Source organism: Streptacidiphilus sp. MAP12-33 (assembly GCF_041261265.1).
GTDB lineage: Bacteria > Actinomycetota > Actinomycetes > Streptomycetales > Streptomycetaceae > Streptacidiphilus.
The window spans coordinates 39,683-52,646 of record NZ_JBGCCA010000029.1; the positions used below are offsets into that span (position 1 = coordinate 39,683).

At 74.9% G+C, this 12,964-nt stretch carries 11 protein-coding genes; all 11 read right to left on the reverse strand.

Annotated features, from left to right (window positions below; translation table 11 throughout):
* Positions 1-224 precede the first annotated feature (224 nt).
* The 11 genes from ABH931_RS26320 to ABH931_RS26370 all read right to left on the reverse strand — a co-directional run bounded on the left by ABH931_RS26320 (position 225) and on the right by ABH931_RS26370 (position 12,963).
* Positions 225-1,070, reverse strand: a complete 846-nt coding sequence (locus ABH931_RS26320) for a 4'-phosphopantetheinyl transferase superfamily protein (protein WP_370118033.1) — start codon at positions 1,068-1,070, stop codon at positions 225-227.
* Between the two features lie 124 nt (positions 1,071-1,194).
* A complete protein-coding gene (locus tag ABH931_RS26325) occupies positions 1,195-2,577 on the reverse strand; it encodes an alkaline phosphatase family protein (protein ID WP_370118036.1) in 1,383 nt (460 codons plus the stop codon).
* Positions 2,574-3,743, reverse strand: a complete 1,170-nt coding sequence (eboE, locus tag ABH931_RS26330; protein ID WP_370118039.1) for a metabolite traffic protein EboE — start codon at positions 3,741-3,743, stop codon at positions 2,574-2,576. Before eboE ends, ABH931_RS26325 begins: the two co-directional genes overlap by 4 nt.
* A 17-nt stretch (positions 3,744-3,760) precedes the next feature.
* Positions 3,761-4,618 (reverse strand): TatD family hydrolase, encoded by an 858-nt coding sequence (locus ABH931_RS26335; protein WP_370118042.1) that lies wholly within the window; start codon positions 4,616-4,618, stop codon positions 3,761-3,763.
* Between the two features lie 118 nt (positions 4,619-4,736).
* On the reverse strand, positions 4,737-5,417 hold the full coding sequence (locus ABH931_RS26340; protein ID WP_370118045.1) for an EboA domain-containing protein: 681 nt from the start codon (positions 5,415-5,417) through the stop codon (positions 4,737-4,739).
* Positions 5,414-6,367 carry a sugar phosphate isomerase/epimerase family protein gene (locus ABH931_RS26345; protein ID WP_370118047.1) on the reverse strand — a complete coding sequence of 318 codons (954 nt, stop codon included), beginning with the start codon at positions 6,365-6,367 and terminating at the stop codon, positions 5,414-5,416. The genes ABH931_RS26340 and ABH931_RS26345 overlap by 4 nt, the downstream gene beginning before the upstream one ends.
* An 88-nt stretch (positions 6,368-6,455) precedes the next feature.
* Positions 6,456-7,928, reverse strand: coding sequence for an SCO3242 family prenyltransferase (locus tag ABH931_RS26350; RefSeq protein ID WP_370118050.1), 1,473 nt, complete (start codon positions 7,926-7,928; stop codon positions 6,456-6,458).
* Positions 7,925-9,139 carry an inositol-3-phosphate synthase gene (locus tag ABH931_RS26355; protein WP_370118053.1) on the reverse strand — a complete coding sequence of 405 codons (1,215 nt, stop codon included), beginning with the start codon at positions 9,137-9,139 and terminating at the stop codon, positions 7,925-7,927. Before ABH931_RS26355 ends, ABH931_RS26350 begins: the two co-directional genes overlap by 4 nt.
* A gap of 33 nt (positions 9,140-9,172) precedes the next feature.
* On the reverse strand, positions 9,173-9,973 hold the full coding sequence (locus ABH931_RS26360) for a Tat pathway signal sequence domain protein (RefSeq protein ID WP_370118055.1): 801 nt from the start codon (positions 9,971-9,973) through the stop codon (positions 9,173-9,175).
* A gap of 564 nt (positions 9,974-10,537) precedes the next feature.
* Positions 10,538-11,989 (reverse strand): MFS transporter, encoded by a 1,452-nt coding sequence (locus tag ABH931_RS26365; protein ID WP_370118058.1) that lies wholly within the window; start codon positions 11,987-11,989, stop codon positions 10,538-10,540.
* Entirely contained in the window at positions 11,986-12,963 is a 978-nt protein-coding gene (locus tag ABH931_RS26370) for an ornithine carbamoyltransferase (protein ID WP_370118061.1), read from the reverse strand. The genes ABH931_RS26365 and ABH931_RS26370 overlap by 4 nt, the downstream gene beginning before the upstream one ends.
* Position 12,964 lies beyond the last annotated feature (1 nt).

Genomic DNA, 12,964 nt, shown 5'->3' on the forward strand with positions numbered 1-12,964 from the left:
TGAACGCATCGGTCCAAGCGTCCCTGCACGATCTATACCGGGGCTATGCGGCACTCCCCCGACCCGCCGCGGGCACACCCCCGCAGGCGGGGTGGGGCCCTCCCCCCTCCATCGGCGCCGAGCTGCGGTTCCGCCGGCGGCGCGGCCGCATGGGCGCAGGCCCCGGCCCCGCGCGCTCGGGGGAAGCGCGCGGGGCCGGGACCGGTCGAAGCGGTGGGGGTCGGTCAGGAGCCCTCCACCGGGTGGTGGGTGTGGAGCGGGCCGAGCCGTGCGCCGCCGTCCAGGGGACGGGCGATCGCCGCGGCCCACTGGTCGCGCAGGTTGATGTCCTCGACCCACCAGCGGGTGTGCTCGCCCTTGTGGACGTGCAGCACCTCCACCGGGCCCTCCTGGGCCGGGTTCACGTCGAGCGCGTTCAGCTCCATGCCCAGCAGGCCCAGGCCGACCGCCTTGACCACCGCCTCCTTCCGGGTCCAGGCCCGGTGGAAGGCCAGCGTCCGCTCCCAGTCGGACTCCAGCGAGAGCAGGTGGTTCCGCTCCCGCGCCGTCAGCACCAGCTCGGCCAGGGCCCGCGACTCGACGGGCCGCAGCGCCTCGACGTCCACCCCGACCCAGTCGCCGGCGCGCAGCGCCAGGACGCCGCAGCCGAGCGTCCGGGAGAGGCTGACGGCCAGCGGCACCGGCGGGCGGACCACGGCCGGCGGGCCGTGCTCCTTGTCGCCGCAGCCGGGGCAGACCCTGCGGCCGATGGTGACGTCCTCCGGGTCGACGCCGAGCAGGGCGGCCACCGCACGCCGCGCACCCGCACGGGTGCGGGCGAACGCCGCGGCGTCCCGCTCGGCGTGGAAGCGGCGCGCCCGGCCGCGTTCGACGGCGTCCAGCAGCGCGTCGTCGGCCGGGTCGGACAGCTCCGGCAGCGGCCACCACCACACGTGTCCCTCGCCGCTGGCCTGCAGTTCCGCGACCGCCTTGCGAGCGGTCCACGGCACGTACACCTCGGCGATGTCAGCCACGTGGTCGATGTGCAGCGGCGCCACCGGGGTGTCCGTCGGTGTCGTCACGTATGCCATCGTCACCCTCCTCCCCTTGGATGGGGTTCTCTCGGTTACCTGTCGGTTGTCGCGTGTCAGTCGTGTTCGGTCGGGCTCGGTTGTTCCGGTCGGGCTCGGTTGTTCCGGTCGTGTCCGGTCGAGCTCAGACCAGGCCGCCCAGTCGCAGCAGCAGTTGCTTGACCTCGGTGGCGTGGTAGCGGTCGCGCTCCGCCTCCGGAGCCGAGCAGAGCAGGATCGGAGCATCCCGGTCGTCGTCGGGCAGACGGCCGTGGCTGCCCCGGACGCAGCCCGGGTCGAGCGGGACCACGCGCAGTGGCGCCCGCATCCCGGCCTTCTTCCGGGCCAGGGACCAGGCCGCCTTCGCCTTGACCAACGGGTCGGACGGGTCGAAGAAGAGCTCCGCCGGGTCGTACCCGGGCTTGCGGTGGATCTCCACGCCGCGGGCGAAGTCGGGGGCGCGCTCGTCGTCGAGCCAGTAGTAGTAGGTGAACCAGGCGTCCGGCTCCGCCACCGCGACGAGCTCGCCGGCGTTGGCGTGCCCGATCCCGTGGTCGGCCTGCTCCGTGCGGTCCCACAGCTCGTCCACCCCGGGCAGGGACTTGAGCACGTCCCTGACCCTGGGCACGTCCTGCGGGTCGGCCACGTAGACGTGGGCCGCCTGGTGGTCGGCCACCGCGAAGGCGCGGGAGGCCGCCGGGTCCAGGTACTCCATGCCGCGCTGGGTGGTGACCGAGAGCAGCCCCTCCCGGCGCAGCGCGCGGTTGAGGTCGACCGGGCGGGAGACGGACGAGATGCCGTACTCGCTCAGCGCCACCACCGTGGTGCCGCGGTCGCGCAGGTCCGCCAGGAGCGGGGCGAGCGCGGCGTCCGCCACGCGCGCCGCGTGGGCGGCCTCGGAGCCGTCGGGGCCGAAGCGTTGCAGGTCGTAGTCGAGATGGGGCAGATAGACGAAGGTCAGGTCGGGCCCGCGCTGCTCGACCACGTACCGCGCCGCCTGCGCGACCCACCGGCTGGACTCGATCGAGGCCGTCGGACCCCAGTACTGGAACAGCGGGAACTCGCCCTGTCTGGCCGTGAGTTCGTCACGGAGCCCGGCCGGCCTGGTGTAGCAGTCCGGGGACTTGCGTCCGTCGTAGTGGTAGACCGGGCGGGGCGTGAGCACGGTGTCGACGTCGGCGCCCATCGCCCACCACCAGCACAGGTAGGCGGTGCGGTGGTCCGGGTCGATCCGGCGGGCGGCCTGCCACACCTTCTCGCCCTGGACCAGAGCGTTGTGCTGGCGCCACATCATGACCTCGCCGTGGTCGCGGAAGTACCAGCCGTTGCCGACGGCGCCGTGCTCGGCGGGCAGCAGACCGGTGGTCAGCGTCGCCTGGACGCTCGCGGTGACGGCGGGGAACACGGTGTCGAGCGAGGCCGCGAAACCCTGCTCACCGATCGCGCGCAGATGGGGCATGTACCCGAGCAGCCGACGGGTCAGGCCGACGACGCAGATCACCGCCACCGGGCGGCGCTCCGCGCTCATCCCTGCTCCCGCAGGCCGAGCGCGAGCAACTCGCGGCGGGCCCAGTCCAGTTCGGCGGCCAGACCCTCCACGAGACCGGCGCCGTCGGCCGGGCGGCTCCGCTCCGGGAGCACCGACCAGGTGTAGGTCTCCACCTCGATGTGGTCGGTCAGCGCCCGGGGACCGCCGAACAGCAGTCGCAGCGTCTCCCTGAGCGTGTCGACGGTGCTGTCCAGGGGCGCGTCCGGGCGTTGGTACAAGGGCACGTGGTAGTGGATCCGCCAGGGCGCGCGGGCCGGCAGGCCGCCCGCGAGCGCCGGGCCGAGGTCGTCCGCGCCGAGGACGACGCCGTCGGCGGCGGCCTCCCTGGTCTGGTGCAGGAAGCGCGGCTCGGCGAACGGGCGCAGCGCCTCCTGGACCTCCGGGGCGCCGGGGCGGGACGCCTCCAGCGCCGCGGACGCCTGCAGCTTGACCACGGCCACCGCGGCCTCGGCCAGGTGCGCCACGGCCTGTGCCGGATCCTCGTGGGTGACGGCCAGATGGCAGGCGTCCAGGCAGACGCCGACCCAGTCGCGGTCCACGCCGGTGAGCGCCGCGACCGCCTGCTCGACGGTCTCGGCCACGCAGCCCGGCTCGGGCTCCATGGCGACCCGGACCTTGCGTCCGGTCTCGGCCTCGATCACCTTCAGGCCGACCACCAGTTCGTCCAGGTGCCGGGCGGCGGCCACCCGCTGTGCGCGGGTCCAGGCGGTGCGCCAGGCCAGCGGCAGCGTGGACACCGAACCGCGGGTGACGTCCTGCGGCATCAGCGCGACCAGCACCCGGGCCAGGTTCAGCGTGTACTCCAGCCGGGCCGGCTGGGCCCAGTCGGGCACGTAGACGGCCCGCTTGACCACGGGGGCGTGGAAGCCGCGGTACGGGAAGCCGTTGAGGGTGAACACCTCCAGACCGAGCCCGTCGAGCTCGCCGCGCAGCCGGGCGACGGCCTGCGGTTCGGCGACCAGTCGCGCGGCCAGGTCGGCCGCCAGCCAGAGCCCGACGCCGAGGCGCGGCACACCGAGCCGGTGTCGGGCCGGACCGGCGAACTGCGCCAGTTGCTCGACGATCCCGTCGAGGGTCTCGGCCGGGTGGACGTTCGTGCAGTACGCGAGATGGACGGTGGTGCCGTCCGGGTGGAGAAATCGCATCGGATTCGCTCGCTTCCTCAGCTTCCGCCGCGCGCGATGGAGTTGCCCGCGAAGAGGCCCGCGGTGGCGGCCTCGTCCGGGTCGTCGAGGTCCAGTCGTCCGGACTGCCCGTAGAAGGCCACGGGATTGCGCCACAGGACCCGGTCCACCTCGTCCTCGTCGAAGCCGGCGTCGAGCATGGCCTCGGCGGTGGTCCGGGTGAGCAGGGGGTCGCTGTGGCCCCAGTCGGCCGCGGAGTTGACCAGCATCCGCTCGGTGCCGTGGTTCCGCAGGATCGCGACCATGCGCTGCGGCGTCATCTTGGTGTCCGGGTAGATCGAGAACCCCATCCAGCAGCCGGAGTCGGCCACCTCGCCGACGGTCACCTCGTTGAGGTGGTCGAGGACGACGGCGCCGGGGTCGATGCCCGACTCGCGGACGACCGCGAGCGAGCGGCTGGTGCCGCCCGCCTTGTCGCGGTGCGGGGTGTGCACCAGGGCGGGCAGCCCGTGCTCCACCGCCAGGCCGAGCTGCACCGAGAAGGCGTGGTCCTCGGCCGGCGTCACGTTGTCGTAGCCGATCTCGCCGACCGCGACGACACCGTCCTTGACGAGGTAGCGGGGCAGCTCGTCCAGCACCGGCAGGCAGCGCGGGTCGTTGGCCTCCTTCGGGTTCAGGCCGATCGTGCAGTGGTGGCGGATGCCGAACTGCGACGCGCGATAGGGCTCCCAGCCCAGCAGGGAGTCGAAGTAGTCGGTGAAGGAGGCCGGATGGGTGCGCGGCTGGCCCAGCCAGAAGGCCGGCTCGACCAGCGCACGCACACCGGCTCTGCGCATCGCCTGGTAGTCGTCCGTGGTGCGGGACGTCATGTGGATGTGCGGATCGAAGATGCGCATGGGTCCGGACTCCGGATCGAGAGGGGATGCAGGGATCGGCGGGACGGGCGGGACGGGCGGGACGGGCGGGATGAGCGGGATGGGCGGGATGGGCGGGACCGGCCGGGCCGGGGAACGCCTAGGCCGCCTGGTGCGGTAGGAGCGACCAGAGGTCCTCGGGGATCGGGCGGCCGGCGGCCTCCCGCTCGGTGGCGAACCCGGTTGCCATCCGGGCCAGTTCGGCGTCGCGGCGCTCGGCCAGCCCGGCCACGCGACTCAACGGGACACCGGTAAAAAGACACTTGAGCACAGCCTGGCGCCAACGGTCCTGCGGAAGCAGGGCGCCCGCGTAGGGGCCGAGTGCGGCGGTGATCAGGCGCACGTCGTTGGTCCGCAGCGCGTCGTCCACCAACGGCAGCGCCAGCGCGCCGACCGTGAGGAACGGCAGCGCCCGCAGCACGCCGCGGCGTTCGGCCGCGTTGCCCTCGCGGTAGCGGGCCTCCGCCGCCGCGGCCAGGGCGGCGCCCCGCAGTGGCAGCGCGCGCAGCAGCAGGGTGCGCACCGCGTCGTCGAGGTGCCAGCCACCCCAGCCGGGCAGCGGACCTCGGCCGAACCGGCGTCCGGCTCCGGGGAACAGTGCGGCGAGCGCCTCCTCGCCGCGGGCGGCGACGTCGGACAGGTCGGCGGCGAGCCGGGCGCGGTGCTCGGCGTCCAGCGCGGAGCGCAGGCAGGTGTCCAGGGTGCGCGCGGTGAGCGCGTCCAGCACGGCGTTCTCCGCCGTGAGGTCCGCGTCGACGGACCGGAAAGCCATCGTCGTCATGACAGAACCGCCTCCTGACGGATCGGTGCGGTGCGGGCGGGCGCACCCGGGAGGGACGGGACGGCGCTCCCCGCCGAGGCGGCCGCCGCGCGCAGGTGGGCCAGGGAGCTCTCCGCGAGAGCCGGGGCCGCGTGGCTGTGCCGGGGCAGCTCCACGGAGACGAGGCCGCGGTAGCCGGCCCGGTCCAGTGCGGCCAGTGCCGACGGCACGTCCAGCTCCCCCTCGCCGAAGGGCAGGTGCTCGTGCACACCGCGCCGCATGTCCTCGATCTGGACGTGCGCGATCCGCGACGCGACCGCACGCACGCAGGCGTCGACCGGCTCGGGTTCGACGCAGAGGCAGTGGCCCAGGTCGAGGGTCAGCCGGAACCGCTCCGGGGAGCCGAGAGCGCGGTCCAGGTCGCGGTAGCCGGCCAGGTCGCCGACGAGCATGCCGGGTTCGGGCTCGAAGGCGAGGTCGACACCCGCCTGCTCGGCCCGGCCGAGCAGGTGCGCGCAGCCCTCGACCAGCCGGCTCCAGGCGCTCTGCGCCGTGACGCCCGGTTCGGCCGTGCCGCTCCAGAGGTGCACCGCCTCGGCGCCGAGTTCGGCGCCGATGTCGACCGCGCGACGCAGCAGGCCCAGCCGCAGGGCGCGACCGGACGGGTCGGCCGAGAGCAGCGTCGGGTGGTGCTTGCGCCGCGGATCGAGCAGGTAGCGGGCGCCGGTCTCGACCACCACGGCCAGCCCGGTCCGGGCCAGGGCGCGGTGCACCCGGTTCAGCCGATGGCGCAGGTCGGGCGCGTAGGGGTCCAGGTGCGCGTGGTCCAGGGTGAGCGCGACGCCCTCGTAGCCGAGGTCGGCGAGCACCAGCAGAGCGTCGTCGAGCCGGTGGTCGGCGAAGCCGTTGGTGCCGTACGCGAAACGCGGCAGGGCCGGGCCGTCGACGCCGACGGGTGCGGGCGGGTTCATGACCGGTGCTCCAGGTGGTCGTCGCGGCCCCCGCCGGGCGGGAACGCCGCGACGACGGCGTCGGGAACCTGGTACGCGGGCGTCTCCGTCATGTCGGTGCCACCTTCCGGGCGAGACGGCCGGCCACGGGACGGGCCAGCAGGAGCGGTAGGGCGAGCCGGGGGTTCCCGGCCCGGGCGAGCAGGGCCGCCTGGAGCGGCAGCAGCGCGTGGATCCCCGCGCCGACGGCGGCGCGGACGTCGTCGGCCGAGCGGGAGCGCTCGGCGTCCAGCTGGGCCGGGAGCAGGTCGGCCGCGTACTGGGCAGCCGAGAAGCGGGCAGCCGCGAGGTGGGTGGCCGAGAGGTGGGCAGCCGCGAGGTGGGTGGCCGAGAACCGGGCGGCCGCGAGGTGGGCGGCGGGCCCCGCCGCGAGCGGACGGGCCGCCAGGCCCGCCGCCAGGCCCGCCGCCAGGACGGCGGTCGTGGCGAGCGCACGGCGCGGCTCCGCGGAGCTCTCGGCGCCGTGGACCTCCAGCCGGCTCAGCCGCGTCAGTATCAGCGTGTGCAGGGCGACGGCGCCGGCCGGGGCCGCGGCGGGACGGACGCGGTCCGCACCGTGCAGGACGTCCAGCGCGCGGGCGGCGGCCATCGCCGCCGGCCCGAACCGGGTCCGGCGCAGACCCAGGTCGTAGGCCCAGACGGAGGCCGCGAGCGGGAGCGTGCGCAGCAGCAGGCCGCGGCGTCCGCCGCCCAGCGCGCCGAGGCCGAGCCCGGTGGCCGTCAGGCCGACGGCCACGCCGAGGGCGGCGGGCGCGGAGATCCGGCCGGAGGGGATCGGCCGCTCGGGCCGCTCGACCGCGTCCTCGTCGCGGTCGGCCCAGTCGTTGAGCGCCATTCCGGCCCAGTAGAGCGCGACGGACGCACCGGCCACGGCCGCGACCCGCGGTCCCGGCCGACGCCCGGACGCGACCGCGCCGACGAGCACGTCCCCGGGCACGGTCAGTGCGGCGGGAGCGCGCACGAGCTGCGCGAGCACCTCCCATCTCCCGGCCCGCCGCGCCTCTCCCGCCGCGTCGGCCGCCGGTGCGGCCGGCTGCGCGGACGCCGCACGGACCAGGCGCAGCCTGGGGCTCCGCCCGGCGGGTCGCGGCGCACCAGGCGGCGATGCCGCCGCCCCCACCCACCGCCCGGTCGCCGGACGGCCGGTGGGCTCCCCCACGCCCCGCGTCCGCCGCGCGGAGGACGCCAGGGGTGCGGGCGCGTGGTCATCGAGGAGGCCAGACGACGACGCTCCGCGCTCCCCCGCCACGCCCCGGCCCCCCGGACGCGCGGAGGCGTCCTGGGCGTCGGGATCGGCGAGAGGCCGCGAAGTGCGAGCGGTCGCGGGCGCCGTGGCAGCGGCGTCCCCGGCGTCGGGCGCGGCGAAGGGCCGCGCCGGGCGGTGTGTGGCCGCCGCTGCGGAGGCGACGGTGGCGGCGGTGATGTCGAGGGGAAGCTGCGGGGAGCCGTACGCCCAGGGCCAGGCGGACTCGCGGCCCTCGGTCGCGAGATCGGTGGACAGGCGGCGCGGCGTGGTGGTCATGACGCCGCCTCCGTCAGCACCTCGGCCGGGTGCAGCGCCCAGGTGCGCAGGGCCTCGAACTGGAGCGAGAGGTTGTGCTGCTGCGAGTCCACCGGGTCCTTGAAGAAGAAGCCGAGCGCCCGCAGCGGTCCGCTCTCGCCCCGGCGGCAGGCCAGCGCGGCGAGCCGGGCCAGGTCCAGGACGAGCGGCGCGGCGAGCGCCGAGTCGCAGCCCTCCCAGGTGAACTGCATGGTCATCCGCACGCCGAGGAAGCCCTCGAAGCGGATGTGGTCCCACGCGGTCTTCCACTCCCCCAGCGCCGGCACGTTGTCGATGTGCACCTGCCCGGGGACGGGCGCGCCGACCAGCTCCTCGAGCACCCGCTGCTTGGACTCGGTCTTGCTGAGCGCCGCCTGGGGATCGGCGAGCGTCGCGCCGTCGCCGCCGCCCAGCAGGTTGGTGCCGGACCAGGCGTTCAGGGTCAGCCCGCGCTGCAGGAACATCGGCGCGAGCGCGCTCTTGACCAGCGTCTCGCCGGTCTTTCCGTCCCGTCCCGCGTGCGGAACCCGGTGGCGCCGGGCCAGCTGCCACAGCGCGGGCAGCCGCGCGCCCGTGGACGGCGTGAAGTTGACGTAGGCGGCGCCGGCCGAGAAGGCCGCGTAGGCGTACAGCGAGCTGGGCGGCAGCACGCTGCTGCCGGGCTCCGCCATGGCCGCCTCCAGCGCCTCCAGGTCCAGGAAGGCCGGCGAGGGCTCGGGGGACGGCTCGGTGGAAGCCACGTTGACCACCACCACGTGCTCCAGCAGGTGCCGGTTGCGGAAGGCGCGGATGTCCGCGGCGAGCCGCGCCACGGTCTCGGCCTGGGACTCGCCGGGCCGGGCGGAGCCGTCGCGCAGCTCCTCCTCGGCCGCGGCCAGTCCCGGGGCCGCGGCCCGCAGCACCGCCGCCGGCAGGACGCCGGCCTCGACGAGCAGGCCCGCCCTGGCCGACAGCGACGTCTCGACGACGTCGTGGCCGCCGAACACGAGGTCGGCGAGGGCCGGCAGGGAGGCGTCGGCGAAGGCGGGGAGCTCCGTGACGCAGCCCTGGGCGGAGGCCAGGCCCGCGGCGATCGCCGCGGCGCCCGCGACGGCGGTCGTGGCGACCGATCCGCGCGCGCCGACGAGCCAGACCCCGATCCTGCTGCCGGAGCCGTGAGGGTAGTCACCGGTCGTGATGGGTGTGCCGGGCATGTCGGAAAGCCTCCGGTCCGTCTCTTGGTCGGGCTACTTGCCCATGTCCGCCGGGTAGGGGAAGACGTCGAACATCGCGTCGATCTCGTCCTGGTCGCGGCGCAGCCACTTGTCGGTGATGTGGTCGACGAGGTGGCGCGGCAGGTGCGGGTTGTCGGGCGAGTCGATCGCGGGCCACGCGATGGACTGCAGCTCCCAGGCGATGCCGACCAGCGGGTGCACGCGCCGCCAGTAGTGGCGGTCGATGTCCAGCAGCGCGAAGCCGGCGAAGACGGGCTGCCAGGCGTGGTAGTCGTGGGTGGGCTGCGGCGGCGTGTAGTTCATCATGTGCACCTTGTTGCCGACCGGACGGCGCGGGTCGAACAGGGTGCCCTGGCCGAACTCCTGGAAGGCGAAGGTGAGGCCGTCCAGGTCGTGGCGGTAGTAGGTGTCGAAGACCTGGCGCTGCGCCTGGGAGACGAACTCGAAGGCGGCGCGGTTGGGTTCGATCAGCTCCAGGAAGCTCTGCGGGTAGCCGCCCTGGCGGCAGGCCTCGTAGCCGTCGTAGAGCTTGCTGAACCCGCCGAAGGGCGCGACGATCGCGCCGACCGCCGCCTTCATCTCCGCCGACGGCGCGAAGTAGGACACCTGGTCGAACTGGTACCAGAGCTCGTTGGCGCGACGGTCCCCCCGCATGCCCGGAACGGGCGGCAGCGAGGGCGTCGCCCCCGGCGAGAGGGCGGCGACCGGCGCGGCACCGAGCAACGTCGCCGTGGCGGCGACGCCTACGGCCGCCCCCGCGATGCCCAGGGCGCCCTTGAGCACTCCCCGGCGATTGACGGCTGGCTGGGACATGGTTCGGACTCCTCGTTCGGTAGGGATGGAGGGTTGGGCGGATGTGTTCGAACCGACGCCATCACTGTCGTTCCCCGCGCTATCCAGCCCCTATACGGCGTCACCGCTTCCGCGCCGCCTCCGCGCGGAGCGCGAAAAGGGGCGCGGGGCTCTGCCGATATGCGGCTCCGCCGCGTGGGCGCGAGCAACCTACCGGGGCGGATGGCCCTCAACGTGCAGGGCCATCCGCCCCGGTAGGTTGCTCGCGCACGCAGTTGATTGAGCAGGGCCCCGCGGCCCTGGGGGTTGCAGCTGGCTCTTCGTGCAGGGCCATCCGCCTCAGGTGGTTGCCCGCGCACGCCGTTGATTGAGCAGGGCCCGCGGCCCTGGGGGTTGCAGCTGGCTCTTCGTGCAGGGCCATCCGCCTCAGGTGGTTGCCCGCGCACGCCGTTGATTGAGCAGGGCCCGCGCCCCTGGGGATGCAACTGGCCCTTCGAGCAGGGCCATCCGCCTCAGGTGGTTGCCCGCGCACGCCGTTGATTGAGCAGGTCCCGCGCCCCTGGGGGTTGCAGCTGGCTCTTCGGCCTATGCGCTGCGGCGGAAGGAGGGGCTGAGGAGGGTGGTGAGGGTGGTGACGGCCATCGCGGTGGCGAGGGAGAGGATGACGGGGCCAGGGCCCCAGTGGCCCAAGGCCACGCCCGCGGCGACGGGGCCCGCGGCCATCGCGCCGGAGCCGACGAGCATGGCCACGGAGTTCGCGCGGCCGCGCATCGCGTCGGGGGCGATGGAGACGAGGTAGACGCCGCCGGCGACGTTGAAGACCCCGCCGACGAAGCCGCTCGCGGCGAACAGCGGGCCGAGCGCGCCCGCGCCGTGGAGGAAGGCGACCGGGGGCAGCAGCAGGCTCCAGACCAGGAGGCCGCCGCGGACCAGCGCGCGCAGCGAGAACCTGCGGTTCCACCAGCCGCCGGTGAGCGCGCCGAGGAGTCCGCCCACGCCGCTGAGCGACAGCACGAGACCGGCTTGGAACGGCGACCCGCCGGCCTGGCGGATGCCGTCCATGACGGCCAGGTTGAGGGCCTGGAACAGGACGTTGGTGACGGCGACGGCCGCCATGACCGCGCGCAGCAGCGGCTGCCGCCACATCCAGACCAGGCCCTCGCGGACCTCGGCCACCAACCCGGGGCGCGGGCCCGGGCGTTGCTCCTGGAGGTCGCCGCGGACGCCCAGCAGGCAGAGCACGGAGGCGAGCTGCGCCGCGACCGCGGCCACGTAGGGCAGCGACTGCGCGACGGCCAGCAGTCCGCTGCCGAGCGGCTGGCCGGCGATGGACGCGGCCCTGGTCCTGGCCTCGTTGCCGCCGAGCGCCGTGCCCAGCTGCGACGGCGGGACCACCGACGGGACGGCCGCCCGCTCGGCGAGCTGGTGCAGCACCGCGAGCGCCCCCTCGACGAACGCGGACAACAGCATCGCCCACAGCCAGAAGTGATGTGTCGCCAGCATCGCGGCCACCGCGCCCGCGGCCACCGCCTGGCCGAGTCCGGAGCAGACCATGAGGCGGCGGCGGTCCCACCGGTCGACCAGCGCTCCGCCGGGCAACTGCACCAGCAGTTGCGGCAGCAGCAGCGCCGCGCCGACCAGACCGGCCGCGCCGGGCGAGCGGGTGGCCCACAGGACGGTGAGCGGATAGGCCACAGCGGTGGCCCGGGAGGCCAGGACGGAAAGACCGGCGCCGCCCCACAGCATCCGGAAGTCCCGGTTGGCCCGCAGCGGCGCCAGGGCCGGCTCGGACAGCGTCACCGGCTCGGCCTGACCGGCCTGCTCCGCCGTGTCCTGCGCGGCACCCGCCCCAGCACCCGCCCCGGGAGCCGCCTCGGGAGCCGGGGCGGCAGGCAGCGGCTCCGCCTCGGCCGGCACCGGCGCTGCGGACGCCGCCAGGCGGACCCGGACGCTGCGGTCGGCGTTCCCCGTGAGCAGCAGCCAGGAGACCTCGGCGGGATCCGACGGAACGGGCGGCGGCGCCGTGGGCGCGCTCATCGGGTGCCGCCGTGGGTGAACTCCAGGACCGCCATCGCGCTGTTCAGCTTGTTCCGCGCCTGGGTGAAGGCGATGCTGCGGGGTCCGTCCAGCACCTCCGCGACCACCTCCTCGCCGCGGTGGGCGGGCAGGTCGTGCAGGAAGACAGCCATCGGGCTGCGCTCCCAGAGCCCGGCGGTGACCTGGAACGGCGCGAACCGCTCCCGCCAGTCCGCGTGCGGCTTGCTGGTGCCCGTGGTCTGCCACCGTGTCGTGTAGATCGCGTCCAGCCCCTCGGGCAGCTCCGCCATGTCGTGACGCTCGGTCAGGACCGCGCCGGTGCGGGCGCACTGGATCAGTGCGCGGGCCGATACGTCGGCGGTCAGGCCGTACCCGGCGGGGGTGCGCAGGTGGAGCTCGACGCCGGGGTAGCGGGTCAGGGCCAGGGCCAGGGCGGCCGCGGTGTTGTTGCCCTCGCCGACGTAGAGCACCCGCAGACCCTCGATCCGGCCGAAGTGCCCCAGCAGTGTGGTGAGATCGGTGAGCGCCTGGGTCGGGTGCTCCTCGGCGCTCATCGCGTTCACGACCGACATCCGGTCCTGCGCGGCCCAGCCGCGCAGCTCCGCCTCGGGACCGGCGGTGCGGGCCACCAGCAGGTCCAGCATGCCGGCCAGCACCCGGCCGGTGTCCTCCGTCGACTCGCCGGTGTTGAGCTGGAGGTCGCCTGGACCGTAGGTGACGATCGAGGCGCCGAGCCGCAGCGCGCCGGAGGAGAAGGCGGTGCGGGTGCGGGTGGAGGTCTTCGCGAAGTAGATCCCGGCGACCAGGCCTGCCAGGGGCCTGGGCCGCCCGGCGGTGCCGGCCGCGAACTGCGCGCCGCGGGCGGCGAGCCGGAACAGCTCGTCGTCGCTCAGGTCGTCGATGGAGACCAGGTGCCGGACCGGAGCGGCGAACCGGTCGGGCGCCCCGACCTCGGACGTCAGCGTGTCGGACATG